The 26,969-nt window shown below is 69.9% G+C and carries 28 protein-coding genes; 17 read left to right on the forward strand and 11 right to left on the reverse strand.

What is annotated here, in order from left to right; genetic code table 11:
- Nucleotides 1-49: 49 nt before the first annotated feature.
- Both OHS16_RS28360 and OHS16_RS28365 read left to right on the forward strand, forming a co-directional pair.
- On the forward strand, nt 50-1,801 hold the full coding sequence (locus OHS16_RS28360) for an ABC transporter ATP-binding protein (RefSeq protein WP_328540083.1): 1,752 nt from the start codon (nt 50-52) through the stop codon (nt 1,799-1,801).
- On the forward strand, nt 1,798-3,555 hold the full coding sequence (locus tag OHS16_RS28365) for an ABC transporter ATP-binding protein (RefSeq protein WP_328540084.1): 1,758 nt from the start codon (nt 1,798-1,800) through the stop codon (nt 3,553-3,555). The genes OHS16_RS28360 and OHS16_RS28365 overlap by 4 nt, the downstream gene beginning before the upstream one ends.
- Before the next feature lie 92 nt (nt 3,556-3,647).
- On the opposite strand, the gene OHS16_RS28370 is transcribed toward OHS16_RS28365, so the two are convergent.
- Complete coding sequence (locus OHS16_RS28370; RefSeq protein WP_328540085.1) at nt 3,648-3,971, reverse strand: L-rhamnose mutarotase; 324 nt, start codon at nt 3,969-3,971, stop codon at nt 3,648-3,650.
- Between the two features lie 287 nt (nt 3,972-4,258).
- Entirely contained in the window at nt 4,259-5,338 is a 1,080-nt protein-coding gene (locus OHS16_RS28375; protein WP_328540086.1) for an NADH:flavin oxidoreductase/NADH oxidase, read from the reverse strand.
- Between the two features lie 159 nt (nt 5,339-5,497).
- On the opposite strand from OHS16_RS28375, the gene OHS16_RS28380 reads away from it, so the two are divergent.
- A complete protein-coding gene (locus tag OHS16_RS28380; RefSeq protein ID WP_328540087.1) occupies nt 5,498-5,857 on the forward strand; it encodes an ArsR/SmtB family transcription factor in 360 nt (119 codons plus the stop codon).
- Between the two features lie 38 nt (nt 5,858-5,895).
- On the opposite strand, the gene OHS16_RS28385 is transcribed toward OHS16_RS28380, so the two are convergent.
- From OHS16_RS28385 to OHS16_RS28400, 4 genes are all read right to left on the reverse strand, one after another.
- Nucleotides 5,896-6,546 (reverse strand): TetR/AcrR family transcriptional regulator, encoded by a 651-nt coding sequence (locus OHS16_RS28385; protein ID WP_328540088.1) that lies wholly within the window; start codon nt 6,544-6,546, stop codon nt 5,896-5,898.
- 161 nt (nt 6,547-6,707) lie between these two features.
- Complete coding sequence (locus OHS16_RS28390; protein ID WP_328540089.1) at nt 6,708-7,403, reverse strand: HAD family hydrolase; 696 nt, start codon at nt 7,401-7,403, stop codon at nt 6,708-6,710.
- A 65-nt stretch (nt 7,404-7,468) separates the two neighbouring features.
- A complete protein-coding gene (locus OHS16_RS28395) occupies nt 7,469-8,404 on the reverse strand; it encodes a M56 family metallopeptidase (protein WP_328540090.1) in 936 nt (311 codons plus the stop codon).
- Between the two features lie 82 nt (nt 8,405-8,486).
- Nucleotides 8,487-9,077 carry a DUF5134 domain-containing protein gene (locus OHS16_RS28400; protein ID WP_328540091.1) on the reverse strand — a complete coding sequence of 197 codons (591 nt, stop codon included), beginning with the start codon at nt 9,075-9,077 and terminating at the stop codon, nt 8,487-8,489.
- A 209-nt stretch (nt 9,078-9,286) separates the two neighbouring features.
- Between OHS16_RS28400 and OHS16_RS28405 the strand changes: the two genes are divergently transcribed.
- A complete protein-coding gene (locus OHS16_RS28405; RefSeq protein ID WP_328540092.1) occupies nt 9,287-9,877 on the forward strand; it encodes a GNAT family N-acetyltransferase in 591 nt (196 codons plus the stop codon).
- Between the two features lie 72 nt (nt 9,878-9,949).
- Here the strand turns inward: OHS16_RS28405 and OHS16_RS28410 are convergent, their stop codons facing one another.
- Complete coding sequence (locus OHS16_RS28410; RefSeq protein ID WP_443042801.1) at nt 9,950-10,600, reverse strand: glycerophosphodiester phosphodiesterase; 651 nt, start codon at nt 10,598-10,600, stop codon at nt 9,950-9,952.
- Between the two features lie 347 nt (nt 10,601-10,947).
- Between OHS16_RS28410 and OHS16_RS28415 the strand changes: the two genes are divergently transcribed.
- The 4 genes from OHS16_RS28415 to OHS16_RS28430 all read left to right on the forward strand — a co-directional run bounded on the left by OHS16_RS28415 (nt 10,948) and on the right by OHS16_RS28430 (nt 14,852).
- A complete protein-coding gene (locus OHS16_RS28415) occupies nt 10,948-12,348 on the forward strand; it encodes a DUF6421 family protein (protein WP_328540094.1) in 1,401 nt (466 codons plus the stop codon).
- A 26-nt stretch (nt 12,349-12,374) separates the two neighbouring features.
- Nucleotides 12,375-13,121, forward strand: a complete 747-nt coding sequence (locus tag OHS16_RS28420; protein ID WP_328540095.1) for an SDR family NAD(P)-dependent oxidoreductase — start codon at nt 12,375-12,377, stop codon at nt 13,119-13,121.
- Nucleotides 13,100-14,185, forward strand: a complete 1,086-nt coding sequence (locus OHS16_RS28425; RefSeq protein WP_328540096.1) for a threonine aldolase family protein — start codon at nt 13,100-13,102, stop codon at nt 14,183-14,185. Before OHS16_RS28420 ends, OHS16_RS28425 begins: the two co-directional genes overlap by 22 nt.
- Before the next feature lie 67 nt (nt 14,186-14,252).
- Nucleotides 14,253-14,852, forward strand: a complete 600-nt coding sequence (locus tag OHS16_RS28430) for a transglutaminase-like domain-containing protein (protein ID WP_328540097.1) — start codon at nt 14,253-14,255, stop codon at nt 14,850-14,852.
- Nucleotides 14,853-14,885: 33 nt separating this feature from the next.
- On the opposite strand, the gene OHS16_RS28435 is transcribed toward OHS16_RS28430, so the two are convergent.
- Both OHS16_RS28435 and OHS16_RS28440 read right to left on the reverse strand, forming a co-directional pair.
- On the reverse strand, nt 14,886-15,608 hold the full coding sequence (locus tag OHS16_RS28435; protein ID WP_328540098.1) for a lysophospholipid acyltransferase family protein: 723 nt from the start codon (nt 15,606-15,608) through the stop codon (nt 14,886-14,888).
- 143 nt (nt 15,609-15,751) lie between these two features.
- Entirely contained in the window at nt 15,752-16,168 is a 417-nt protein-coding gene (locus OHS16_RS28440; RefSeq protein WP_328540099.1) for a DUF4395 domain-containing protein, read from the reverse strand.
- A 76-nt stretch (nt 16,169-16,244) separates the two neighbouring features.
- On the opposite strand from OHS16_RS28440, the gene OHS16_RS28445 reads away from it, so the two are divergent.
- The 5 genes from OHS16_RS28445 to OHS16_RS28465 all read left to right on the forward strand — a co-directional run bounded on the left by OHS16_RS28445 (nt 16,245) and on the right by OHS16_RS28465 (nt 20,832).
- Complete coding sequence (locus OHS16_RS28445; RefSeq protein ID WP_328540100.1) at nt 16,245-16,658, forward strand: TlpA family protein disulfide reductase; 414 nt, start codon at nt 16,245-16,247, stop codon at nt 16,656-16,658.
- A 211-nt stretch (nt 16,659-16,869) separates the two neighbouring features.
- Nucleotides 16,870-17,376, forward strand: coding sequence for a flavin reductase family protein (locus tag OHS16_RS28450; protein ID WP_328540101.1), 507 nt, complete (start codon nt 16,870-16,872; stop codon nt 17,374-17,376).
- A gap of 199 nt (nt 17,377-17,575) precedes the next feature.
- Nucleotides 17,576-18,361 carry an electron transfer flavoprotein subunit beta/FixA family protein gene (locus OHS16_RS28455; protein WP_328540102.1) on the forward strand — a complete coding sequence of 262 codons (786 nt, stop codon included), beginning with the start codon at nt 17,576-17,578 and terminating at the stop codon, nt 18,359-18,361.
- 57 nt (nt 18,362-18,418) lie between these two features.
- On the forward strand, nt 18,419-19,381 hold the full coding sequence (locus tag OHS16_RS28460; protein WP_328540103.1) for an electron transfer flavoprotein subunit alpha/FixB family protein: 963 nt from the start codon (nt 18,419-18,421) through the stop codon (nt 19,379-19,381).
- Nucleotides 19,382-19,533: 152 nt separating this feature from the next.
- Nucleotides 19,534-20,832, forward strand: a complete 1,299-nt coding sequence (locus tag OHS16_RS28465; RefSeq protein WP_328540104.1) for a DUF6986 family protein — start codon at nt 19,534-19,536, stop codon at nt 20,830-20,832.
- Nucleotides 20,833-20,962: 130 nt separating this feature from the next.
- On the opposite strand, the gene OHS16_RS28470 is transcribed toward OHS16_RS28465, so the two are convergent.
- The gene (locus OHS16_RS28470) at nt 20,963-21,940 is read right to left on the reverse strand and encodes a LacI family DNA-binding transcriptional regulator (protein ID WP_328541021.1); all 978 of its coding nucleotides are present in this window, start codon (nt 21,938-21,940) and stop codon (nt 20,963-20,965) included.
- A 189-nt stretch (nt 21,941-22,129) separates the two neighbouring features.
- On the opposite strand from OHS16_RS28470, the gene OHS16_RS28475 reads away from it, so the two are divergent.
- Both OHS16_RS28475 and OHS16_RS28480 read left to right on the forward strand, forming a co-directional pair.
- On the forward strand, nt 22,130-23,089 hold the full coding sequence (locus tag OHS16_RS28475; RefSeq protein ID WP_328540105.1) for an ROK family protein: 960 nt from the start codon (nt 22,130-22,132) through the stop codon (nt 23,087-23,089).
- Between the two features lie 106 nt (nt 23,090-23,195).
- A complete protein-coding gene (locus OHS16_RS28480) occupies nt 23,196-24,665 on the forward strand; it encodes an FG-GAP-like repeat-containing protein (protein ID WP_328540106.1) in 1,470 nt (489 codons plus the stop codon).
- A 125-nt stretch (nt 24,666-24,790) separates the two neighbouring features.
- Here OHS16_RS28480 and OHS16_RS28485 read toward each other — a convergent pair whose 3' ends face one another.
- Nucleotides 24,791-24,958 (reverse strand): hypothetical protein, encoded by a 168-nt coding sequence (locus OHS16_RS28485; protein ID WP_328540107.1) that lies wholly within the window; start codon nt 24,956-24,958, stop codon nt 24,791-24,793.
- Between the two features lie 242 nt (nt 24,959-25,200).
- On the opposite strand from OHS16_RS28485, the gene OHS16_RS28490 reads away from it, so the two are divergent.
- Nucleotides 25,201-26,238, forward strand: a complete 1,038-nt coding sequence (locus OHS16_RS28490) for an NUDIX hydrolase (protein ID WP_328540108.1) — start codon at nt 25,201-25,203, stop codon at nt 26,236-26,238.
- Nucleotides 26,239-26,389: 151 nt separating this feature from the next.
- Entirely contained in the window at nt 26,390-26,968 is a 579-nt protein-coding gene (locus tag OHS16_RS28495) for a putative immunity protein (RefSeq protein WP_328540109.1), read from the forward strand.
- Nucleotide 26,969 lies beyond the last annotated feature (1 nt).

A 26,969-nucleotide genomic window follows, 5' to 3' on the forward strand; every position in this document is an offset into this window, starting at 1 on the left:
TCCCGGCCGGTGACCGGAGCCGTCGGAGCCTGCACGTAGGGTCGTGAACATGTCTGTTGCACATACGGATCCGGGGACCCCGGACAGCCGGAGCGCGGCGCGGTATCTGTGGTGGCTGGTCAACAGCCAGCGCCGCAGGGTCATGGCAGGTGCGCTGTTCGGCAGCGTGTGGATGGCGCTGCTCGCGCTGCCTCCCTATCTGCTGTCGCGCGCGATCGACGACGGGCTCCAGCCGGGACACTCCGGCACGCTGCTGCGCTGGGTCGCCGCGCTCTTCGGTGTCGGCGTGCTGAACGCCTGGCTGAGCATCATGCGGCACCGCACGATGACCAGAGTGCGGATGGACGCCTCCTTCCGCACGGTCGGGGTCGTGGTACGCCACGCCACCCGGCTCGGGGCTTCGCTGCCGGGGCGGGTCGCGTCGGGGGAGGTCGTCACGATCGGTGGCAGCGATGTTTCGCGGATCAGCGAGACGCTGACCGTGACCGGTCCCGGCGTCGGCGCCGTGGTGGCCTATGTCGTGGTCGCGGGGCTGCTGTTCTCGGTCTCGCCGCTGCTCATGGTGGTGCTCCTGCTCGGCGTGCCACTGCTTGCCGTGCTGGTGGGGCCGCTGCTCGGACGACTGCAGGGCGCCGAGGCCGGATACCGCGAACGGCAGAGCGAACTCGCCGCCCTCATCGCGGACCTGGTGGGCGGGCTGCGGGTGCTCGGCGGACTCGGCGGAAAGGGTCTGTACGCCGACCGGTACCGGCGTCGTTCGCAGGCGCTGAAGGCCGAGGGCTACCGGGTGGGCGGGGTGGCCAGCTGGATCCAGGCGCTCGGTGTGGGCCTGCCCGCTCTGTTCCTGGCCACGGTGACCTGGCTGGCCGCCCGGATGGCGGCCGAAGGGATCATCACGGCCGGGCAACTCGTAGCGGTCTACGGCTATGTGGCGGTGCTCGTGGTGCCGGTGGCGGCTTTCATCGAAGGCGGTTACGGCATTACCCGGGGGCTGGTCGCCGCCCGCCGAGTGGTGCGATTCCTCAGTCTCGAGCCGGACCCCACGAGGACCGGGGGCACCAGGGACGCACCGGACACGGCGTCGGTGCTGCGCGATCCGGAGTCCGGTGTGGAGGTGGTCCCCGGTCTGCTCACCGCGCTGGTCAGTGCCCGTCCCGCCGAGACCGCCGCCGTGGTCGACCGCCTGGGCCGGCTCACCGCGTCGGACGCCACCTGGGGCGGAGTCCGGCTGGACGACGTGGATCCGGTGCAACTGCGTGAGCGGATTCTCGTCGCGGACAACGAGGCGGACCTGTTCGCCGGGACGCTCGGGGAGGTTGTCGGGGGACGGACGGGCCGGGACGAGGCGTCCATGGCCCGCGCTCTCCACACGGCGGTGGCAGAGGACATCGTCACCGCGCTGCCGGGCGGTCAGGCATCTCAGGTCGACGCACAGGGCCGCAACCTGTCCGGCGGACAGCGCCAGCGGATCAGGCTGGCCCGAGCGTTGCTGGCCGACCCCGGCGTACTGCTGGCGGTCGAACCGACGTCGGCGGTCGACGCCCATACCGAGGGGGCCGTCGCGGACCGGCTGCGGGCGGCCCGCACCGATCGCACCACGCTCGTCACCACCACATCCCCGGTCATGCTCGAAGGAGCGGACATCGTGTACTACCTCGTCGACGGGGTGACCGCCGCAGTCGGCAGCCACAGCGACCTGCTGCGTGACGAACCGGGCTACCGGGCACTGGTGGCCCGGAGCGCCGGTGAAGCGGACACCGAGGACGACACCCGCGGGATGCCGAAGGCGGTGGCACGATGAGCGGCGGTCTCCCGGTCGCCGAGCGGCGTACGGTGCGTCGCACCGCCGCGCGGCTGATCCGCCTGGAAATCCGCACCTTCATCGCTGTCATCGCACTCAACGCGCTCGCCGCCGCTGCCGGACTCGCGGGGCCGTGGCTGCTCGGACGGATCATCGACCGGGTCAAGGCGGGCGATGACGTCGCTGCCGTCGACCGGCTCGCCCTCGCGATCCTGCTGTTCGCCCTGGCCGAGCTGGTGCTGACCCGGTTCGCCCGCAGTCTCGCCTACCGCTTCGGCGAGCGCACATCGGCACGGGTCCGCGAGCAGTTCGTCGAACGGGCGCTCGCCCTGCCGGTCTCGGTGGTGGAACGCGCCGGCACCGGCGACCTCACGGTCCGCGGCACCGTCGACGTAGCCACCATCGGCACGACCATGCGCGACGCCGCACCCGAGGTCTTCATCGCCGCGGTCCAGTCACTGTTCATCCTCGGCGCGGTCTTCGCGGTGAACCCGTTGCTCGGCTGCTGCGGAGTCCTCGGGCTGACAGGTATCGGGTGGGCAGCGCGCTGGTATCTGCGCAGGGCCCGGAGCGCGTATCTCGCCGAGGGCGCTGCCCACTCCGCGCTCACCGAAGTGCTCACCTCCACAGCGGCCGGCGCGCGCACGGTGGACGCGCTCGGGCTGGAGCAGCTCCGGATCGACGCGTGCGACCGGGCTGTCGGCACCTGGCGGGATGCCAGGACACGCACTCTCTTCCTGCGCACGGTTCTCTTCCCCGCCGTGGACATCTCGTATCTGCTGCCGGTCGCCGGGGTGCTGCTGCTCGGCGGCGTACTGCACGACCGCGGAGCGGTGACCATCGGCGAGGTGGTCGCATCGGCGCTGTATCTGCGCCAGTTGTCGTCGCCGCTCGACATCGTCCTGCAGTGGATGGAACAACTGCAGAGCAGCGGAGCGGCCTTCGCCCGGGTCGAGGGGGTGGCTCCGGCCTCGCCCGCAACCGGGCCGGCCCACGCCGGTGAGCCCGTGGACGACCGGATCGAGCTGGCCGGGGTCCACTACGCGTACGACGGCGGGCGGGACGTACTGCACGGCGTCGATCTGACCGTGCACCCGGGCGAACGCCTGGCGGTGGTCGGCCCCTCCGGGGCGGGGAAATCAACCCTCGGCAGGCTGCTGGCGGGCGTCGACGCCCCTCGTGCCGGCACCGTCACCGTCGGCGGGGTGCCCCTCGCGGGGCTGGCGCCGGGGCAGCTGCGCCGCCAGGTCGTGCTGGTCACTCAGGAGCACCATGTCTTCATGGGCACGGTCAAGGACAATCTGCTGATCGCGGCACCCACCGCAGCGGATGCCGAACTGGCGGCGGCGCTCGACTCCGTGGGCGCGGACTGGGCGGCGGCGCTCCCGGACGGGCTGGACACCGGACTGGGCGCGGGCGGTCTCCGGCTCGACGGCGCGCAGTCCCAGCAACTCGCCCTGGCCCGTGTCGTACTGGCCGATCCGCACACCCTGATACTCGACGAGGCGACCGCACTTCTCGACCCGACGACAGCACGGCACACGGAGCGCGCGCTGGCCGCCGTTCTCGAAAACCGTACGGTCATCGCCATCGCCCACCGCCTGCACACCGCCCATGACGCGGACCGGGTGGCTGTCATGGCAGAGGGCCGCCTTGCCGAACTCGGCACCCACGACGAGCTGGTGGCTGACGGCGGAGCGTACTGCGCACTCTGGAACGCCTGGCACGGCGCGCCCCGGGACGGCGTCGGCTGACCGGGGCCGGGGCCGTTCCGGCGGAGGGCGCGCCGACAGGAGACCGGCGCCCGACGGGAAAGGGGTGGGACCCGGGACGCCGGCGCGGCGGCTCACTCCATCAGGAAGACCTGTTCTCCCCGCGTCCACCAGTCGCCGGGAGCCGCCTCGGGAACCGGCTGCTGACAGGGGTCGGTGAGGGTCCACCACTCCCGGGTCGCCTCGTCCTGAGCCATGGCGGCAAGATCAGCGGCCAGGTCCTGCCCGTGGTACTCGAAGTAGCTGAAGAGCCGGTCACCGAGCAGATGGATCGAGTAGTTGGCGATGTGACTCGTGCGCAGCCGGGCCAGCACGGGTTCGGGGACGGCGCGGTGCAGCTCCCGGTATTCGGCCAGCTTCTCCGGTCGCACCTTGATCACCTGCGCGATGCGCTGCATGGGGCGCCCCCTCGTAGACCGGGTGGTTCTTCCGGCGGAACCTACAGAAGAACCGGGGGAGGGGGAACCCTCAGGTCGTCCCCCGACGCGGTCCACCCGCATATGGTCCTGCCCGGAAAGCCGGGGCACGGCTGAGCGGTGCCGCCCGCCCCGGACCGGCCTTCGGGTTGCCGGCGACCCCATCGGTGTTCGCCGGCCGGCCCGAAGCGGCCGCTCGCCATGGTGATCGGATGCTGTCGGTACGGAACGCGGCGGTGGGCCGCCGGGGTGGCGACCCACCACGCAGTTCAGACCGAGCGGTGGTACTGCTGCGGTACGTGCACATCGCTGCCGAGCTCGCGGGCGGCGAGGCGGGCCCACGAGGGGTTGCGGAGCAGCTCCCGACCGAGCAGGACCGCGTCCGCCTCGCCGTTGGAGAGGATCTTCTCGGCCTGCTCCGTCTCGGTGATCATGCCGACTGCGGCCACCGGCAGCGAGGTCTCCGCCTTGACACGTGCGGCGAAAGGCACCTGGTAGCCGGGGCCGGCCGGGATGCGGACCCGCGCCGCGTTGCCGCCCGACGACACGTCCAGCAGGTCCACGCCGTGTTCCTTGAGCAGCGGAGCGAGGCGGACCGTGTCATCGGGTGTCCAGCCGCCTTCGTCCAGCCAGTCGGTTGCGGAGATCCGGAAGAACAGGGGCAGCTCCTCGGGCCACACCGAGCGGACCGCGTCGACGACTTCCAGCGTGAACCTGACGCGGTTCTCGAAGCTGCCGCCGTACTCATCGGTCCGGTGGTTGCTGTGCGGAGAGAGGAATTCGCCCAGGAGATAGCCGTGCGCACCATGGATCTCGGCGACTTCGAAGCCGGCGTCGAGCGCCCGCCGGGCGGCATCGGCGAACTGAGCCACGATGTGCTTGATCTCAGGTGCCGTCAGCTCGGCCGGGACGTGGTGGCCCTCCTCGAAGGGGAGAGCGCTGGGAGCGACCGGCTGCCAGCCGCCCTGCTCGGCGCCCACCGGACCGCCGCCGTTCCACGGTCGGTCGGTGGACGCCTTCCGTCCGGCGTGTGCCAGCTGGATGCCCGCGACCGTGCCCTGCCCCTTGAGGAAGTCCGTGATCCGGCGGAGCGAAGCGGCCTGGGTGTCGTTCCAGATACCGAGGTCCGCGGGGCTGATGCGGCCCTCAGGGCTGACGGCTGTCGCCTCGACGATGACCAGGCCGGTGCCTCCCGCGGCGCGCGCGGTGTAGTGCGAGAAATGCCAGTCGTTCGCGGCACCCGTGCCCGGCCCGGAGGTGTCGGCCGAGTACTGGCACATGGGCGGCATCCACACACGGTTGGGGATGGTCAGCGACCGCAGGGTGTAAGGCTCGAAGAGGGCGCTCACGACAGGCTCCATTCACGACGGTGTCGGGACGCCTCGTACGATACCTTTCGTAATACGGCGAATGTCAAACTACGATTAACCTCGTACAATGAGCACCCGGAGCCGAGCGGGTGCCCCGTTCCGGGGTGGTCATCGCAAACCGAGCGAAGGGGAGCCGGCGTGACGAGCACGACGACCGCAGGGAGCAGCCGTGCCCTCGCTCATCCGAGGCGCGAGGAGATCCGTCTCGAAGGTGTGCTGCACGCGCTCGCCGACCCCATGCGGATGCGTGTCGTGCGCGAACTGGCCGCGGACGGAAGTGAGATGGCGTGCTCACGCTTTGTCCTGCCGGTCACCAAGTCGACCACCACCCATCACTTCAGGGTGCTGCGCGAGAGTGGCGTGATCCAGCAGGTCTACCGTGGCACCGCGAAGATGAGCGGGTTGCGCAGGGAGGATCTGGAGGCGCTGTTCCCCGGCCTGCTGGACAGCGTGCTCGCTGCCGCCGACGGCGAGGCCGGCCGACTCGGCGACGGCTGAGCAGCCCCGTCGGCCGCGGCCGGTGACCGGCAGGGGGGCTATGCCGGCGGTGGAGTCCCGGCGAAGTCGTGCCGGCCGTCCTCCGGCGGAGGCTCCGGGGCCGGCGGCACACCGAGATCCCATGCCAGTTCGTACCGCTGGAAGAGCTCCCCGCGCAGTCGTGAGAGCGGCATCGGTGCGCCCGGCAGCAGCTGTGCGAAGACCGTGCCCATCAGCTGGGCGCGCAGCAGCAGATAGTCGGCGTCCGCATCCTCCGATCCGTATGTCTCCACGGTGCTGCGCAGGATCTGTGCCAGCCGCTGCTGCTCGGGACACTGCACGAACCCCTGGGCCTGCAGGATTCCCGCCATGTGGGTCCGCATCAGGACTGGGTGGGCGATCGCCAGCCCCAGGATCGCGTCGATGGCCCGCGCCATCAGTTCACGTCCGTCGTCGGTGTGCGGCTCACGGGCCAGGGCCGCGCCGAGTGTGTGATGCATCAGCCGGTGCACGGCGGACTGCAGAAGCTGCCGCTTGCCGGGGAAGTAGTACGAGACCAGGCCACGGGCGGATCCAGCCCGGTCGGCGATGTCCGCCAGCGTGGTCGCTTCGTAGCCGCGCTCGTCGACAAGATCCACTGTGGCCTGCAGGAGCCGCTCGCGGGAACGTCGCCGCAACTCCTCATTGACCGATTGGCTGCGCGGGGACATGCTTGACTCCTGCGTTGACTGGCTCTCAGCCAACTATACTCAACGCATCCTGCAAAGGGCCCTGTCAGGGGACTGTCGTGCAGGACTGTGCCCAAACCGGGCGACGCGGGGGATCGTCCGGTTTGGGTGTCCGGCCTGCCCTGCGCCGGGGCCCGGGTCGCTCAGCCGACCAGTTCCAGCACAGGACGCAGCCCGCCGGGCCTTTCCCGGACCGGCAGAGGGTCCACGAAATGCACGGCGCAGCCGAGACCCGCGGCGCCGCCGTCCGCACGCCGGTCGTCGCCGACCATCAGCACATCGTGCGGATCCCGCCCCAGCGCGTCGCACGCGACGCGGAAGAGCCGCACGTCCGGTTTCTGGATGCCGTGCTCGTAGGAGAGTGCGTAGTGCTCCACGTAGCGGTCCAGTCCGTGGGCGCGGAAGACCGGCCGGAGATCCCAGCCGATGTTGCTCACCACGGCCACACCGATTCCCCGGCCGCGCAGCTCCCGCAGCACCTCGACGGCGTCCGGGTACGGGCTCCAGGCATCGGATGCCATGTGGCGGTCGTAAAGAAGGTCGTAGAGCCCGGGATCGGGCAGAGCCACCTGACGTGCGAGACCCGTGAACGCGGCCCGGTGATGATCCGCGCTCTCGTCGCGCTTCGCCCACAGCCCGGCCAGCTCCGGCGGAATCCGTTGCGGGGGCGGTCCGCCGGGAAGGGCGCCCGCCGCCGTCAACTCCTGCTCGCAGCGGGTGAATTCACTTTCGCTCAGGACGACCCCCGCGGTATCGAGGGCGGACCGCAGCCACGCGGCCACCGGATCCGTCCGGCAGAGCGTGCCGGAGAAGTCGAAGAGCACAGCCTTGATGGTCATGACGGCATTCTTCCGTACCCGCGGTCTCCGCGGCGGCCGTCCGGACAACCGGGCGAGAGCCTGCGTCATCCCAGGGCGCGCAGGCCGGGCACGAAGGCAACCAGCAGCGGTACGACGGGTACCAGCGCGGCTGCGGCGGTGAGCCGCAGCCGCCGGCCCGCTGTCAGCCGGGGGGCGGCGCTCAGCAGCCGGTCGACACGCTGGGGGAGCTGTGCGTCCGGTGTGGGGCAGGGGCCGAACACCCCACGGTGTTCGTTGAGTTCGACCAGAGCCAGCGCTATGGTCAGCCGCCCGAAACGGCGGGACGCCACATCGTCGGCGGCGAGTTCCACCAAGCGGTGCATCTCGTTGCGGAAGGCTGCGAACACCGGAATCTGCGGAAACCCGGCCGCCAGCGCGGCGGAACAGTGCAGCAGCCAGTCGTGCCTGGCGCGGGCGTGCCCCTGCTCGTGGGCGAGCACCGCGTCCAGCTGGCTGCCCTTCAGGCGGCGCAGGGCCGCCGTGGTGATGACCAGCTGAGCCGGGCTGCCCCGCTGCCACCAGGCATCGGGGCGCTCGCCTTCCAGCACGACGAGCCGGTCGCTGCGAGCCTCCTCACCCGGCAACACCGGTGAGCGCACGACCAGTTCCCTGCGGCTCTGCCGGCGCCTGGTCCTCGCCGCGCGGATCTCACGGGTGAGCATGGCCGCCGTCCAGACCCCGCAGGCCGCCAGGACCAGCGCAGTGGCGGCAGACCACTGGGCGTACGCGCCGAGCGCGTACGCCTCCACCACGGCTCGCGGTGCGGGCGCGAAGACATTGCCGCGCACCAGCTGCCAGGCGGCGGCCGCGCTGAACGTCATCGCCAGCGCGAAGCAGAGCAGTACGGCGGCCACCACGCACTGCCACACCCAGAGCGCCACCACCGGCTCCCGCTCCGGCCACTCGGCGCGCGCCAGAAGCCGCGGAGCCGCGACGGCAGCCACGGCTCCGAGTAGCAACAGCGCTAGGGAGACCACCATGGGTGTCAGCTTATGAGCGCGGCGTGTCGCCGGGTATGGCCTGGCTCTTCAAGTGACGCACGACACGGCCTGTGTGATGGGGTCAGACCGTGAGCAGCATGGCGAACATGGCTATGCCCATGGAGAGCCGGCAGGCCAGCGCCAGCTCCGGCCGCGCCCCCCAGCCCGCCGCCCCGGCGCCCGGCGGCCGGGGCGGCGTCGCGGGGCCGCCTCCCGTGGAGGCCGTCGTCGGTACGGGTATCAGTGCTGCGCCGGCGCGCAGCACGTAGAGGGCGTAGTAGACGAGCAGGACTCCGGTGAGCAGCGGCAGCCCGCCCGGCGAGTGCTGCGGGTGTCCGTCGTGCGCGCCCCCGGGAGCCATGGTGATGGCCATGTAGACCATGGCCAGGGTTCCGACCAGGTGGTGCAGATGGTGCGTGCTGGTGCGGCTCAGCCACAGGGCCCGGAGTGCGCCACCGCCGAACACCGCGACGAAGACCGCCCATCCCCATGCCGGAGGGGTGACCACCGCGGCGGGCAGCGCCATCGCGGCCATGCCGAACCCCATCACCGCCTCGCCGCCCGCGGCGCTTCGCGCCGCCTTCGAATCGCTGCGCAGCCGCGCCAGACAGTAGGCGCCGGTCCCCGCGCTCAACACCATGAGCAACCAGCCGGACATGGCAGGTCCGTGCACGGCTCACCTCCCCCTTCGATCCGGCCGGCCCTGCGCGGACTCACCGTCCTCGCCGGCCGGTGCCGGCTTCCCGACGCATCGATTCCCACGACCGGCGGAGCGCAAGCGAGCGCAGGGGTGTACAGGGGGAGCGCGAACCGGCGCGTTATCGTCTGGAGGATCCCCGGCCGGCAGCCGGCCGGGACCCACCCGACGGGAGACCTCACCGCATGGACACCGCCCCCGACCGGCTCACCTTCCGTGACGCGGTCGACAGCGACGTGCCGGCGCTCGTCGCGCTGATCGAGTCGGCCTACCGCGGGGACGCCAGCCGGGACGGCTGGACGACGGAGGCGGACATCCTCGACGGACAGCGCACCGACCCCGAGGGGGTGCGCGCGGTCATCGCGGCTTCCGGCGGACGGCTGCTGGTCGTGGAGAGCGAGGGCCGGCCGGTGGCCTGCTGCCAGCTGGAACACCGCGGCGACGCCGCCTACTTCGGGATGTTCGCGGTCAGCCCCGACATGCAGGGTGCGGGGCTCGGCAGGCAGATCATCGGTGAGGCCGAGCGCCGGGTGCGCGAGGAGTGGGGGGTCCGCGAGATGCAGATGACGGTGATCTCGGTACGGAACGACCTCATCGCCTGGTACGAGCGCCGCGGCTACCGCCGTACGGGCAGGATGACGCCTTTCCCCTACGGCGACGAGCGGTTCGGGATTCCGCTCCGCGACGATCTGCAGTTCGAGTTGCTGGTCAAGCACCTCGCAGCGGCGCCGCCCGGCCAGGGCGGGCAGCCTCCGCGACCGTCCGCCGGCGAGTGAGCCGGGGCTGCCCCGCACCCCCTGGCAGCACACACGCGGCGGATCCTCCCGCGGAGGGCCACGGGCCGGTCCTCAGGCGGTGAACCGCCCGGTGCGGCGGATCTCCGGATAGTCGGTGGTTGCACCATCCAGATCCAGGGCCCGTACCAGCCGCAGATGATCCTGGGTGTTCACCACCCAGCCGAGGACCTTGAGCCCCTCGGCATGCGCCTTCTCCACGAGCTCCAGGGTGAGCCTGCGGATATTGAGCGCCACCGTCGCGGCGCCGACGGCCTTGGCGCGGTCCACCACGTCGGCGCCCCAGCGGCTGGCGATCAGCGCCGTCCGCACACCGGGCACCAGCGAGCCGATCTCCGCGATCGCCTCGTCGTGGAACGACGACACCTCGACCCGGCCGACGAGATCACGCCGCCGCATCACATCGGCGAGCGCCCGCGCCGCGGCCGCGTCCTTGATCTCCGCCTGGAGCGGTGTGCGCACGGCGTCGAGCACTTCATCGAAGAGGGGGATCCGCTCGCCCTGTCCCGCGTCGAGTTCACGCAGCTCGGCGAGGGTCTTCTCGGCGATGGCGCCTCTGCCGTCGGTCGTACGGTCCACTTCGGTGTCGTGCATCACGACCAGGGAGCCGTCCTTGCTCAGATGCAGATCCAGTTCGATGGCGTCCATGCCCGCCTGTTCCGCGCGCACGAAGGACCGCAGGGTGTTCTCCGGCTCGACGCCCATGACCCCGCGATGTCCGATGATGTGAAGACTCAAGGTTCTCTCGCTTCCGTCGACGGCGACTCTCGCGTGGCATAGCTACCCACATGGCATGGCCGCAGCCTAATCGCCCGCCCTCGCACCGGGCCCCGAGTTGCGCGGCGTGGTGCGTAACCCCGGCCGACCGCGACCAGACCTCGTGCGTAGCGGGCTTCTGGCCGGGTAGAAGCTGCCCTCGAGAGGTCAGTGGCAGGAAGAATCGCTGCGATCAAGGGGTTCGTGCGGGATAATTTCCTGACGGGTCACTTGAATGAGTGATCTGGTCAGCGATACGGTGCGTTGACGCTAGGTTCTCCTGTGGAGGAAGTGACATGACGGAAATTCTTGTGCAGGATGCAGTCGACGGAGGTATATCCGGCGCCCGGCGGGTGGTCGAGCACCCAGCCTGGTCTGTGCTCAAGAATGCCGTCGAGGGGATCCGCCCCTGGCAGTCCAAGGACGGATCCATCGACTTCGACGCGGAGGGGGCGCCCTCCCGCACGACCGCCGAGGCCGCGGTCGGCCGGGTGAGCGGTGCGGTGGAGGAGCTCTCCCCGATGCTGCCGCACGACGGCGAGTACCACAGTGCGCTCGTCGCCGATCTTCGCAAGTGGGCGGACGGCGGTTTCGGTGTGCCGGACTTCCTGGACTCGCTGCTCGCCTTCCACCCGGCGGCCCGGCGTGCCGACGGCCTGCAGCACCTGGTCGTCTTCCCGATGTACACCCAGAACGGCAACCCGGACCGCAACCTGGAAGCGGTCGTGCTGCGTATGGTCTGGCCCGACTGGCTCGCCGAGCTGGAGGCGACCCGCTACGACAACCCGCTGTTCTGCGGCATCACCTTCGAGGACTTCACCTCGGGTTACGACACCAACTCCGCGGTGCTCTTCCCCGAGACCATCGCTGTGCGCGAAGCGCCCGAACGCTTCACCTGGGGCGGGATCTTCTGCGATCGGGAGGCCGCCCGCTTCCGGGCCGTCACCGAGGCGGCCGTGGACATCCTTCGTCTCGAACTTCCCGACGACATCCGGCAGATGGTCGGTGACCAGGAACGCTGCCAGCAGGCCTTCGTGCTCTGGGACATGGTCCACGACCGTACCCACAGCCATGGTGACCTGCCGTTCGACCCGTTCATGATCAAGCAGCGCCAGCCGTTCTGGATGTACGGCCTCGAGGAGCTGCGCTGCGACCTCACGGCGTTCAGGGAGGCCGTGCAGCTCGAGGCCGACGGCTTCGAGCAGGGCCGTGACGTCCAGTACGCCGTGCTCTTCGACCGGATGTTCCGCTTCCCGGTGACCGGTGAGCGGGTCCGCAACTATGACGGTCTCGGCGGTCAGCTGCTCTTCGCCTACCTCCACCAGCACGATGTGGTGCGCTGGACCGACAGCACCCTGACGATCGACTGGGAGCTGGCCCCCCAGGTCACCAACCAGCTCTGCGCCGAGATCGAGGACCTGTACCGGGCGGGAATCGACCGGCCCAAGCTGGTCCACTGGTTCGCCGCCTACGAGCTGGTCTCCGGCTATCTCGCCCCGCACCCCGGATCGCGCTGGGCCAAGGGCCCGGACGCACTGGATCTGAGCCAGCCGCCGCGTAAACTTGTGGACGACGTGCTTCCGGACGAGTTTCCGCTCAGCATGTTCTACGAGGCGCTCTCGAAGAAGCTGAAGAACGTGGTCGCCTCCACCAAGGGGATCACAGCGGCAAACGCCCCCGTGCGAGCTGCCGCGTGAGGTCACGTAGCCAGGAGGCGAAGGCGATGGGCAAAGGATCGTTGGACGGCGCCGTGGTCGCTGTGGCCGGGGCCGCGGGCCCGGCGGGCCGTGCCGCGCTGCTGAAGCTGGCCGAGGCCGGGGCCGTGGTGGTCGCTGCCGACGCCGATGTGGCCAGGCTGGCGGAGGCGGTCGACGCGGCGAGGTATGCGCACGGCGGCGCCACGGTCACCGGGGAGACGGTCGACCTGCTCGACCTCGAAGCGACGCGCGCCTGGGCCGACAGCACCGAGAAGGAATTCGGCAGGATCGACGGTCTGGTGCATCTGGTCGGTGGCTGGCGCGGCAGCGCCTCCTTCGTCGAGACGGATCTGCGCGACTGGAGCAAGCTCGAGAAACTGCTGATCCGTACCGTCCAGCACACGTCGCTCGCCTTCCACGACGGACTGCTGCGCAGCGACCGCGGCCGTTATGTGCTGATCAGCGCTGCCGGTGCCTCCAAGCCCACCGCCGGCAACGCCGCGTATGCGGCTTCGAAGGCCGCTGCCGAGGCATGGACCCTGGCGCTCGGTGACGCCTTCCGCAAGGCGGGCGGTGAGGACGGGCCGCGTGCCGCGGCGACCGTGCTGGTGATCAAGGCACTGGTGCACGAAGCGATGCGTGCCGAGCGCCCGAATGCGAAGTTCTCGGGCTTCACCGATGTCTCGGAGCTGGCTGAGGCCATCACCGGTGTCTGGACGAAGTCCCCCGCGGAAGTGAACGGAAAACGCCTGTGGCTGACCTCCGCGCCGTGAAGACCGACGCCGCACGCCGCCACGATCCGGATGTGCGCGGTTTCGCCAGTGACAACTACGCGGGGGCGCACCCCGAGATCCTCGCCGCGCTCGCCGTGGCCAACGGCGGGCACCAGATCGCCTACGGCGAGGACGCGTACACCGGTCATCTCCAGCAGCTCGTCCACAGCCACTTCGGCCAGAGCGCCGAAGCGTTCCCGGTGTTCAACGGCACCGGCGCCAACGTGGTGGCGCTGCAGGCTCTGACCGACCGGTGGGGCGCGGTCATCGCGGCGGAGAGCGCGCACATCAACGTGGACGAGGGTGGTGCTCCCGAGAGAATGGCGGGGCTCAAGCTGCTCACGGTCCCGACGCCGGACGGGAAGCTCACGCCGGAGCTCATCGACCGTCAGGCCTTCGGCTGGGACGACGAGCACCGCGCCATGCCGCAGGTCGTCTCGATCACCCAGAACACCGAGCTCGGCACGGTCTACACGCCGGGCGAGATCCGCGCGATCTGTGAGCACGCACACGGACACGGTATGAAGGTCCATCTCGACGGGGCCCGGATAGCCAACGCGGCGGCCTCTCTCGATGTCCCGATGCGCACGTTCACGAACGCCGTGGGGGTGGACATCCTCTCGTTCGGCGGGACCAAGAACGGGATGCTCTTCGGCGAGGCCGTCGTGGTACTGAACCCGGACGCCGTGCGTCATATGAAGCATGTGCGGAAGATGTCGATGCAGCTCGCGTCCAAGATGCGCTTCGTGTCGGTCCAGCTGGAAGCGCTGCTCACCCGGGATCTCTGGCTGCGCAACGCCCGCCACGCCAACACGATGGCCCGGCGTCTCGCCGACGGGGTGCGCCAGACGGACGGTGTCGAGATCCTGCACGAGGTGCAGGCGAACGCCGTCTTCGCACGGCTGCCGCACGATGTCAGTGAGCGCCTGCAGAAGCGCTACCGCTTCTACTTCTGGGACGAGCCCGCGGGGGATGTCCGCTGGATGTGCTCCTTCGACACGACGGAGGACGACGTGGACGGCTTCCTGCTGGCTCTCAAGGAGGAGCTGGCCCGACAGGACTAGTTGAATAAGTATTCCGCCGACCGGATATTCATTGACTCCGGTCGGCGGCGCTCCTACGCTCTCCGTCATGGAGCTCGTTCAAGAAGTCCCTGACCTATCCGCCTACTTGGCGGCCGATGATGTCATCGACCATGGCCACCCCGTCGTACAGAGGGAATCCGCGAGGCTGCGCCGGGGAGCCGTCGGCGCGTATGCCTACGCGCAAGCGGCGTACGAGTTCGTCCGCGACGGCATTCCCCACTCGGCCGACTCGGGCGATCCCGGGGTCACCTGGCGCGCCTCCGATGTCATCGAGCAGCGCACCGGCATCTGCTACGCCAAATCGCATGCGCTGGCCGCTCTGCTGCGTGCCGGGTCCATCCCCGCGGCTCTCTGCTATCAGCGGCTCGCGGATGACGACGGCTCACATCACGCGATCCATGGCCTGGTGGCGGTGCGGCTGCCCGGACGGAACACCTGGGACCGGCAGGACGCGCGGGGCAACGTACCCGGTGTCAACGCGCAGTTCGCCCTCGACGGCGAGCGGCTCGCGTGGGCCGTCCGGGCGGAACGGGGCGAGGTCGACTACCCGCTGCTCTTCGCCGCTCCGCATCCGGTGGTGCTGAGCGCGCTGAAGCAGGCGCCCGACCGTTCGCACCTGCAGCGCACGCTCCCCTCCGGTCTCTGAGGCCGGGTCCGGAGGAGAGACGTTTCCGCTTGCTCAGCCCGCCTCGCGCACCTGGGCGGGGGTCGGCGCGCTGCCACCGAGGTGCGCAGGGATCCACCAGGTGTCCGCTGCGTTCTTCGGGCGTACCGGATAGGCGCGCTGAGCAGCTTCCAGCAGCTCCTGCACCCGCTCCCGCAGCCTTCGGGTGATCGCGCCCGCGTACTCGTCGGTGGGCGCGTCCATCGGCTCGCCGACCCGGATCGTCACCGGGATGTGGCTGCGCTTGAGGTTGCGAGGCCGGCCCTTGGTCCACAGCCGCTGGGTGCCCCACAGTGCCATCGGGATCAGTGGCACGCCGGCGTCCTGGGCCAGGCGGGCAGCACCCGACTTGAAGCTCTTCAGCGTGAAGGACTCCGAGATGGTGGCCTCGGGGAACACTCCGATGATCTCACCGGAGCGCAGCGCTGTCAGCGCATGCCGATAGGCGCTCTCGCCCTTCTTGCGGTCCACCGGAATGTGCTTCATCCCGCGCATCAACGGCCCGGAGATCTTGTGCCGGAAGACCGATTCCTTGGCCATGAAGCGCACCAGGCGCTTCTGCGGGAGGGCGGCGAGGCCGTCGAAGATGAAGTCCAGATAACCGATGTGGTTGCTGACCAGAACGGCGCCGCCGGTGCGCGGGATGTTCTCCGAGCCCTGAGTATCTATCTTCAGGTCGAGCGCCTTGAACATTCCGCGAGCGGCGCCGATGACCGGTCGATAAACGAGCTCTGCCATCTAGAAAGGACCCTTCTGTGCCCGGGGAGGTGTCCCCCGGCGGAAGTTACGCTGCCGTAGGTTTTCGGCATTGGGCAGATCGTGCCCCATACCGACCAGAGTAGCCACCCCTGTCGGCGCGTATCCGGGAGATTCTCATCACGTCATCCCAGATGGGCCGTACCGCGCCGGAGCAGCAGATACGCCTCGCAGCCCAGGCAGTAGCCGAAGGCCGCGTTGAGGAAGGCGGCGGCCAGCGCACACCCGGTGGCCGCGAGCGCCGGCCATGATGATCCCGAGAGGTGGCCGATGAGTCCGAGCACCGTGAAAACGAGCCCTACGGCCTGGGCGAACCGCGGCGGGCGGGGCGATTCCAGCTCGCGCGGCGGGCCGAGCCGCGGTCGTACGAAGGCCCGGAACAGCAAGCCGTACGGGGAGCGCTGAACCCCTGCCGCCGCACCGGCCGCGAAGCAGAGCGCCTGCCAGGCCAGCAGCCACGTGCTGTCCGTGATCAGAACGAGCATGAGTACCGCACTGGTGACGGCGGCGCCGAAGCGCGGCCCCCTGATGTCGATGTCCATGATCCCAGCATCACCCTGCGCTGCCGGTGCGCGGCCACGGGAATCATTGCGGGTCTGTGAATGCTGCAATGAAACGATGAGCGGACTCATGGTGTGTGCGGTGGTACTTGTGGCCGCCGGAGCTTTCGGACTGATGCGGCGACGGAGCGAAGGACGGCTGAAGGTGCGCGGACGGGACGGCGAACGGCGGCTCGGGGCCGCCGATTTGGGTGAGCGGCTGGGGGAGCGGGCAACCCTGGTCCAGTTCTCCAGCGCGTTCTGTCAGCCCTGCAGGGCCACGCGTCGCACGCTGACGGAGGTGGCCGGCATGGTGGGTGGCGTGGCGCACGTGGAGATCGACGCGGAGGAAAGGCTCGAACTCGTGCGGGAGCTGAACATCTTGAGGACCCCCACCGTGCTGGTGCTCGACTCGGCCGGCCGGATCGTGCGGCGCGCCTCGGGGCAGCCGCGCAGAGCCGATGTCATCGCCGCCCTGGGCGAAGCGGTCTGAGCCGCAGTGATGGATCTCGCACATCCCGGAACCGCCTTGACTGCGCAGCCTTCGAATCGTCAACCTGACGCTATGCCGCAGCACATCCTTCTCGACGGCCGACTCCGGTACGGCGGGTCCCACGGGGACTTGGCCCACGACGTCAGTGCGCGCTGTCCGGGTGCTTGAGCACCCCGGGCCCCGTTCGGTCACACCGCAGAAGGACCATTCGATGACGGCTTCCGCCGACCTCGCCGCCGACCGGCTCGGCACTCCCGAACTGCTCCGTTCGGTCTTCCGCAGGCATGCGGCGGGCGTGGCGGTGATCACTGCGGCCGGCGAGCGGCCCGTCGGCTTCACCGCCACCTCACTGAGTTCCGTCGCCGCCGAACCGCCTCTGATCTCCTTCGGAGCGGGTACCGGTTCGTCGAGCTGGCCGGTGCTCGGCGCGGCCGAGCACGTCGGCGTCCACATACTGGGGGAACACCAGCAGGAACTCGCGGCCACGTTCGCGCGAAGCGGCACCGACCGGTTCGCCGCTCCCACCAGGTGGCGCAACGGCCCCTCGGGCGTGCCGTTGCTCGACGGCGTGCTCGCCTGGCTGGTCTGCCGGGTGGTGGCACGGATTCCGGCGGGAGACCACCGCATCATGATCGCCGAGGTCGTGTCCGGAGAGCACGGGAACCCCGGGCGCCCCCTCCTTTATCACCAGGGACACTTCACCGGGCTGAGGGACTGAGCCGCCGCCCCGTGGACGATTACTCAGGGTTGCGGACGTCACAGTTCAAAGCGCTTGCTTACTGGGCACATTCTGGATGTACTGGCGAGTAATATTTTGGCGGGGTCGTCGGAAGCCCCGACCGGAAATCGCCCCATCGGGCGCCTATGCTGCGAGCGACAAGGCAGCCCGGAAAAGACGATGCAGTAGGAGAGCCGGCGTGAGCTTGAGGATCGTTGTCTGTGTGAAGTACGTGCCCGACGCTACCGGCGACCGGCATTTCGCTGATGACCTGACGCTGGACCGTGACGATGTCGACGGTCTGCTGTCGGAGCTCGACGAGTATGCGGTGGAGCAGGCGCTCCAGATCGCCGGCGAGGCCGATGATGCCGAGATCACCGTGCTCACCGTCGGTCCCGAGGATGCCAAGGACGCGCTCCGCAAGGCGCTTTCGATGGGTGCGGACAAGGCGGTGCATGTCGAGGACGACGACCTGCACGGCAGTGACGTCATGGGTACGTCCCTGGTGCTCGCCAAGGCGATCGAGAAGACGGGTTATGACCTGGTCGTCTGCGGTATGGCCTCGACGGACGGCACGATGGGTGTCCTGCCGGCGCTGCTGGCCGAGCGACTGGGTGTTCCGCAGGTGACGCTGCTCTCCGAGGTGTCCGTCGAGGGCGGCAAGGTGAGCGGCCGCCGGGACGGTGACACGGCGAGCGAGCAGCTCGAGGCGTCGCTGCCCGCCCTGGTGTCGGTGACGGACCAGTCGGGTGAGGCCCGTTACCCGTCCTTCAAGGGCATCATGGCGGCGAAGAAGAAGCCGGTGGAGTCCCTGGATCTGGAGGACCTGGGCCTCGATGGTGACGCCGTCGGTCTCGAGGGTGCCTGGACGAAGGTCGATTCCGCCGCGCAGCGTCCGGCCCGTACGGCCGGCACGATCGTCAAGGACGAGGGCGAGGGCGGCAAGCAGCTCGCGGAGTTCCTTGTGAGCCAGAAGTTCATCTGAGGCTCGCCGAGCCCCTCAACCGCCCCGCATTCTTCGCATGAGCAGGAGAGCATTTCCATGGCTGAAGTTCTCGTCTATGTCGACCATGTCGACGGTGCCGTCCGCAAGCCCACCCTGGAGCTGTTGACGCTGGCCCGGCGTATCGGTGACCCGGTCGCCGTGGCGCTCGGTTCCGGCGCGCAGGACACCGCCGCCGTGCTGGCCGAGCACGGCGCGGTGAAGGTCCTCACCGCCGACGCCCCCGAGTTCGCCGACTATCTCGTCGTGCCGAAGGTCGACGCGCTGCAGGCCGCCTACGACGCCGTTTCCCCGGCGGCCGTGCTCGTGCCGTCGTCCGCGGAGGGCAAGGAGATCGCCGCCCGCCTGGCGCTGCGTATCGGCTCGGGCATCATCACCGACGCCACCGACCTGGAGGCGGGTGACGAGGGTCCGGTCGCCACGCAGTCGGCGTTCGCCGCGTCGTTCACCACCAAGTCCCGTGTCTCCAAGGGCACCCCGGTCATCACGGTCAAGCCCAACTCGGCCCCGGTCGAGAGTGCTGCGGCCGCGGGCACCGTCGAGGCGCTCACGGTGTCCTTCGGTGCGAGTGCCACCGGTACCAAGGTCGTCTCGCGTACCCCGCGCGAGTCCACCGGGCGCCCCGAGCTGACCGAGGCCGCGATCGTGGTCTCCGGCGGACGCGGCGTCAACGGCGCCGAGAACTTCCACATCATCGAGGCGCTCGCCGACTCGCTGGGCGCGGCTGTCGGCGCCTCGCGTGCCGCGGTCGACGCCGGCTGGTACCCGCACTCCAACCAGGTCGGCCAGACCGGCAAGTCGGTCTCGCCGCAGCTCTACATCGCCAACGGCATCTCCGGCGCCATCCAGCACCGCGCCGGTATGCAGACCTCGAAGACCATCGTCGCGGTCAACAAGGACGCCGAAGCCCCGATCTTCGACCTCGTCGACTACGGCATCGTCGGCGACCTCTTCCAGGTCGTCCCCCAGCTGACCGAAGAGGTCACCTCCCGCAAGGGCTGACCTGCTTCTTCTGTACGGCCCGGGGGCCGCGTGGCGACTTCGCCGCGCGGCCCCCGGCCGTTTCGGGCAACCATTGACGCAGATCGGGGCCGCCCATTAACTTCGCTATACGGATTGTTGATTCCGTGCAGCGGAAAACAGGAGGGTGAAGGATGGGTCAGCAGGAGAAGGTGGCAACGAGCCTCGACGGCGCGGTCAGCGAGGAGATCAGTGCTTCGCTCGTCGCGGTCGACGAGGAGCTCGCACGCCGCTACCCGGGGGACCCGGGTACCCGCCAGCCCGTCCACACCGTGTACGTACCCGGCGACGTGTTCGCCGAGGACACCGTCCGTTCCTGGGGGGACCGGGCGCTGGCGGCACTCGACGAACACGCTCCGGACGCCGGGTCGTTCGCGGCCGTGCTCGGCATCGGCGAGGAACTGGCGGGGCCGGTGTACGAGCGGGTGCGCGCCAAGCTGCACCACGAGCCGGTGGAGGACCTGCGCATCGACTTCGAGGACGGCTACGGCACGCGCGCGGACGCCGAGGAGGACGCCGCCGCGGCCCGTGCCGCCCGGCTGGTCTCCGAGGCGTACGCGCAGGGCACTGCCGCTCCCTATATGGGGATCCGTATGAAGTGCATGGAGGCCGCGGTCCGTGACCGGGGCATCCGCACCACGGACATCTTCCTCACCGGGCTGATGCGGGACGGCGGTCTGCCCGGCGGTCTCGTCCTCACACTCCCCAAGGTGACGTACCCCGAGCAGGTCACGGCGTTCGTCCGGCTGCTCGATGCGTTCGAGAAGGCGCACCGACTGCCTGCCGGGAGGATCGGCTTCGAGATCCAGATCGAGACCAGCCAGTCCATCCTCGCCGCGGACGGAACGGCCGCTGTCGCCCGGATGATCGATGCGGCGGACGGCCGGGCCACCGGACTCCACTACGGGACCTTCGATTACAGCGCCTGTGTCGGTGTCAGTGCCGCTTATCAGTCGAGCGATCACCCGGCGGCGGACCACGCGAAAGCCGTGATGCAGGTCGCCGCCGCCGGAACCGGCGTACGCGTCTGTGACGGATCGACCAACGTCCTGCCGATCGGCCCGACGGAGCACGTCCACGAGGCGTGGCGGCTCCACTACGACCTGACGCGCCGGGCTCTGGCCCGTGCGTACTACCAGGGCTGGGACATGCACCCGGGCCATCTGCCGACCCGTTACGCAGCCGTGTACGCCTTCTACCGGGGGGGCATGGAGCAGGCCGCCGCGCGCCTCGCCGCGTATGTCGCCAAGACCGGTGGCGATGTCATGGACGAGCCGGCCACCGCCAAGGCGCTCAGCGGCTATCTGCTGCGCGGTCTGGACTGCGGGGCGCTGGACGCGGCCGAGGTCACCGGTCTGACCGGTCTGACCCGGGCCGACCTGGAAGGCTTCTCGAGCCCGCGCCGGGCGGCGCTGACAGTGACCGCCCCGTAGGGGGAACGTGCCGCTGCCCGCGCCGCGGGCAGCGGTTCGCGCCGCGCCTGTGACCGGCCGGCCCCGGCGCGGTCCGCGTGGGCTCGGCGCCTATGGCGCCCCCGCAGCGATGCGGTTCGCGGACGCTCGCTCAGGCCGGCCGGATCTCGCCGGAGCCGCGGGCGATCAGACGGGTCGGCAGAATCCTCTGCGTCGGCGCTTCGTTCGCCCCCTCGAGCCGGCGGAAGAGGGTCTCGGCGGCGGTACGGCCGAGTGCGGCCGCGTCCTGGGCGATCACCGTGATGCCCAGCAGGTCGGCGAGTTCGATGTCGTCGAAACCGACCAGGGCGACCGGTCGTTCCCGCTCGGCCAGAACCCTCACCGTCGTCACCGTCACCCGGTTGTTGCCGGCGAAGAGTGCGGTGACCGGCTCGGGGGCATCCAGCAGGGTCCCTGCCGCCTCGCGGACCCTGCCGGGTTCGGTGGCCCCGAGGGAGACCCAGGAATCCTCCACCTTCAGGCCCGCGTCCGTCATTGCCGCGTGATAGCCGCGCAGACGCTCGGTGGCGGTGTGGATGCGGGGCTGGTCGCCGATGAAGCCGATGCGGCGGTGGCCCTGGGCGATGAGATGGGCGACGCCGTCACGTGCGCCGCCGAAACTGTCCGAGAGGACCGTGTCGGCGTCGATCTGTCCGGCCGGGCGGTCCACGAAGACGGTGGCGACACCTGCGGCGATCTCCGGTTCCAGGTATCGGTGATCGTTCCCGGCGGGGATCACGATGAGCCCGTCGACCCGGCGCGCGCAGAGCGCCAGGACCAGCTCCTGTTCGCGCTCGGGGTCCTCGGCGCTCGAACCGTTGATGAGCAGTGCGCCATGCGCTCTGGCCACCTCTTCCACCGCGCGGTTGAGCGGTCCGTAGAAGGGGTCGGCGAGGTCCTCGAGGACGAGTCCGATGCTGGCGGTACGACCCTTGCGCAGAACCCTTGCGCTGTCGTTGCGCCGGAAGCCCAGGGCCTCGATTGCCTCCTGGACCCGGCGCTCGGTGTCGGGGGTGACACCCGGCTCGCCGTTCACCACCCGCGACACGGTCTTGAGGCCGACCCCGGCACGCGCGGCGACGTCCTTCATCGTCGGCCGGTTGCCATAACGGGGCTCGGGGTGGCTGGCGGTATGGGCCACGGTGCGCTGTCCTGTCGTCGGCGGTTGGTGCGATAAGAGCTGTGGCGTCGAGCATAGGGCCTGGACAACGTTGTCAGGGGAATGGAGACTGGTCACTGCACTCCATATCACCCCCTGTCACCTGGAGATCCGACACCAATGCGCAACCACCTCGTAGCCGCGCTGGACATTGGCGGCACCAAGATCGCCGGTGCGTTGGTGGACGACGGGGGACGGATTCTCGTACGCACACAGCAGCCCACACCTGCCAAGGAGGACGGTGACACGGTGATGGGCGCGGTACGGGCGGTGCTTGCGGATCTCGCGGCCGCGCCCCAGTGGGGGCGCACGACGGCCGTCGGTATCGGCAGTGCGGGTCCGGTGGACGCGTCGACCGGTACGGTCAGTCCGGTCAACGTCCCGGGCTGGCGCCGCTATCCCCTGGTCGACAAGGTGCGTGCGACGACCGGCGGTCTGCCGGTCACGCTGGTCGGGGACGGCGTTGCCATGACGGCTGCCGAGCACTGGCAGGGAGCCGCCCGCGGCTACGGCAACGCGCTCTGCATGGTGGTGTCCACCGGGGTGGGCGGCGGACTGGTGTTGGGCGGAAAGCTGCACCCCGGCCCGTCCGGCAACGCGGGACACATCGGCCACATCAGCGTGGACCTGGACGGCGACGCCTGCCCGTGCGGGGCGCGTGGTTGCGTCGAGCGGATCGCGAGCGGTCCCAACATCGCCCGTCGGGCCCTGACCAACGGCTGGCTGCCAGGGCCCGACGGTGACACCACAGCGGCCGCCGTCGCCGCTTCCGCCGCCGCCGGGGACCCGGTCGCCCTCGCCTCGTTCGAGCGCGCCGCTCAGGCACTGGCGGCGGGGATCGCGGCCACCGCGACGCTGGTCGAGATCGACATCGTCGTGATCGGCGGAGGGGTGGCCGGCGCGGGCGAGGTGCTGTTCGCCCCACTGCGCCGCGCTCTGCAGGACTACGCCACGCTCTCGTTCGTGCGCCATCTGAAGGTCGCTCCCGCGCTCATGGGCAATGACGCGGGTCTGGTCGGTGCGGCGGCCGCCGCCTCGCTCGGTGAACCGGACGGTGCGCCGGCCGTGGTCGGCCTCTGAGAATCGGCCGGACCGGCCGATCGATCCGATCGGTTCTGTACCGCAACCATTCCGGTCTCCCGGCCGTCAGTTGTTGCGTACATGAATTCAAGAGATCGGAGAACGCGTGCCTTCCCGAGCCCTGGGCGCCGGCGTGGCCATCGCTGTCGCAGTGGTGTCCGCAGCCGTCACCGCCCCCGTAGCCCAAGCCGTTTCCCCGGCCGCGAAGAGTGTCAGCACCACCAGGAAAGCCGACTTCAACGGTGACGGATACGCCGATGTGGCCGTGAGCGCGGCTTCGGCCACCGTCGGCGGCAAGCTGGGTGCGGGCTACGTAGCCGTGATGTACGGCTCCAAGTCCGGTGTGAACAGGGACTCCAAGCAGGTCATCACCCAGAATTCGCCCGGTATCCCGGACTCCGCAGAGTCCGCTGACGGCTTCGGCAGTGCCATCGCCTCCGCCGACCTCGACGGCGACGGCTACACCGACCTGGTGGTCGGCGCCGACCGGGAGGACGCCGGTATCGGAAAGCTCGGCACGATCACCGTCGTCTGGGGAAGCGCCGCCGGTCTGTCGGACGGCGCGGTGCTCGCCAAGGGGGAGACCGACAGCGGCGGTATCGCGGACAAGATCGCCGTGGGGGACTTCGACGGTGATGGTGGCCAGGATGTGGTGACCGTGGCGGGCGGCCAGCAACTGCGGGAGTTCAATGGGCCGTTCGAGCACGACGGCAGCTCGGCCGGCAGCTCGGCCGTCAGAGACACGGGCGACATCAGGTTCCTCGACATCGCCGCCGGCGACATCACGGGTGACGGCGTCACCGACCTCGTCGGCACGGTCAACGATGGTGACGAGTACGACGCACGCAGGGTCAACTTCCTGCGCGGTACGTCCGACGGCCTCGCCGCCGCCACAACCGTCACCAACGCCAAGGGGGCCCGGGTGGAGGGCGGTGAGCACATCACCACGGGTGATGTGAACCATGACGGATACGCAGACATCGTTGTCGGCCGCCCGGTGGAGGGCTACGACAGCGACGTCGACCTGCCGCTGGCCAAGGGCGGCATGATCACGTACATACCGGGTGGCGCGAGTGGGCCGCAGGGTGCCGGCGCGAAGGCGATGAGCCAGGACAGCTCCGGTGTTCCCGGCGCGTCCGAGGTCGGTGACGGCTTCGGTACGTCGGTCTCGGTCGGCGACACGAACGGCGACGGCTACGGCGACATCGCGGTCGGCGTGCCTGGTGAGGCGCTCGGCACCACAGCGCACGCCGGTCAGGTGATCGTGCTGCGCGGCAGTGCGTCGGGTCCCACTGCCACCGGGTCCAAGGCGTACCACCAGGACACCGCTGGCGTCGAGGGAGTCACGGAGACGGACGACCGGTTCGGCGGCGCCACATCGCTGCTTGACACCAGCTCCGACGGCCGCGCGGAACTCGCCGTGGGCGCCCCCGGGGAGAACAGCAACGCGGGTTCCGTCTGGGTACTTCCGGGCACGACCGGCGGGATCTCCGGCACCGGTTCGATGACCTTCGGCTCGGGAACTCTCGGCACGGACCCGGCGAATGCCCGGCTCGGGTCGTCGTTCAACCGCTGAGCCACTGCCGGGTCACTGAAGCCGGCGTTCCGGCGGGCCGGGCCCTCCCGGCCCGCTTCCCGGCCCGTCCGGCGGGCCGGATCCGGAAACCGTTCGGAACCGTCCGACGATCCGGGATCCGCGAACTATTCGGCGGACTCGCCTCCGGAGACGACCAGAAACGCGTCGGCCTCCAGATCCATCACTACTTCGGCAGGGCGTCCGGCGGCTCGCTGCGCCGCCGCGTACTCCTCCGCGGGCCAGCTGCCGCGCGGCCCGCCGGCCGGGAACTGCTGCATCACCAGGCGATTCATCGCGCCCCCTCACGCCCCAATCGGCTCTTCGCTGACGGAGAGCCAACGAGATCCCAGGTGCCGGCGTCACGAAGAACTCGTGAGTAACGACGTGTCCGAGCATACGGACGCTGGTCGGCCGGCAGGCAACGGAACCGCCACGGTTGTGTGCCCGGACGGTCCCAGGCACCATGCCGCCCAGGCGGGTTTCCGTGGCAGGGTGTTGCGGGCAAGCCACAGGGGGCTACGGAAGAGGGGGAACCGTGATCGTCTGGATCAACGGTGCGTTCAGCGCGGGCAAGACGAGCACCGCGCGAGAACTGATCGATCTGATCCCGAACAGCACCTTCTACGACCCCGAAGTGCTCGGTGGGGCACTGCGATTGCTGCTGCCACAGAAGAGATTGGCCGAGGTGAGCGATTATCAGGACCTCCCGATCTGGCGCCGCATGGTGGTCGACACAGCTGCCGCACTCCTGGCAGAGGTGGGCGGGGTGCTCGTGGTGCCGATGACGCTGCTGCGACAGGAGTACCGCGATGAGATCTTCGGAGGGCTCGCCGCCCGGCGGGTACCGGTCTGTCATGTGCTTCTGACAACGGAGGAAACGATCCTGCGCGAACGTATCGCCGAGCGGGAGGAAGTACCCGGTGACCCGGAGGCCGGCGCCAGGGAGAGGCAGTGGGCCTATGAGCACATCGAGCCGTACGCCGCTGCGCTCGAGTGGCTGACCGCCGACGCCCATGTCGTCGACAACAGCGCACTGGCTCCGGCCGCGACCGCGGAACGGATCGCCGAGGCGCTGCGCACCGGGACGGCCCGAACCTGCGAGATCGTCCAGACACCCGAGCCGACCGGCCAGACCCTGGCCGCGGGTGTTCTGCTCTTCGACGAGGACGACCGGGTCCTGCTCGTCGACCCGACCTACAAGCCCGGCTGGGAATTCCCCGGCGGCATAGTGGAGAACGGCGAAGCCCCGGCGCGCGCGGGCATCCGTGAGGTGGCGGAGGAGATAGGGATCCGGCTCGGCCATGTGCCGAGTCTGCTGGTGGTCGACTGGGAACCGCCACGGCCACCGGGCTACGGCGGGCTGCGGCTGCTGTTCGACGGCGGCCGGCTCACGAGCGCGGATGCCGGGAGGCTGCTGCTGCCGGACTCGGAGCTCCGCGGCTGGCGCTTCGTCAGCGAGGAGGAGGCTGCGGACCTGTTGCCGGCCAACCGCTACGAGCGGCTGCGCTGGGCGCTGCGGGCCCGTCGGCAGTCAGCGGTGTTCAACCTGGAGGCCGGCGTCCCGGTCGGCTGATCCCTCGGGAACGGCTGTGCCACGGCCGCCCGCTGCCGCTCGCTTGATGCACCTGAGGGTCGACGGCCTGCGGGCGGTCGCCGGCGGTGACCGGGGAGGAGTACACGAGCGCGGCTCCGAGCCGACCGGCGGCCTGCGGCAGGATGGAGTGATGCCAACCGAGTCGGACAGGATCGAGCTGAGCGAAGACGAACTACGTGAGATAGCGGGCTACGCGGCTGATGGTGCGCGCCGGGCGCTGTCGATCTTCGAACGGCATCTTCCCGCTGACACGCGCCCTCGCGACGCCATCGACGCGGCAGACACCTTCGCCGGGGGCGGCCGCCGCACCGTCGTTCTGCGGCAGAGCGCGTGGGCGGCGTACAGAGCGGCACAGGAAGCCGCTTCACCCGCCGCGGTCGACGCGGCGCGCGCGGCGAGCCATGCGGCTGCCGCTGCGTACCTTCATCCCAGGGCCCGCCCTCATCAGGTGAAACACATTCTCGGTGCGGCAGCGCATGCGGCACGAGCAGAAGAGCTGGCATCCGGAGAGGACCGGCGTGTGACGGCGGTGGGCCTTGCATGGGCGCGTCATCACGCACCGGCAGCGGTCATCGCGGTCCTGTGCCGTCTGCCCGCCGCTCCTTCCGGGGGCGGGCGGGTGGGAGAGTTCATCCGTGATCTGGACGTCACCCTCCGCGCCCGGGGGCGATCGGACACGGGAGACCCGCCGCAGGGTTCCCTCTCCTGAC

The organism is Streptomyces sp. NBC_00344 (assembly GCF_036088315.1).
Taxonomy (GTDB): Bacteria; Actinomycetota; Actinomycetes; order Streptomycetales; family Streptomycetaceae; genus Streptomyces.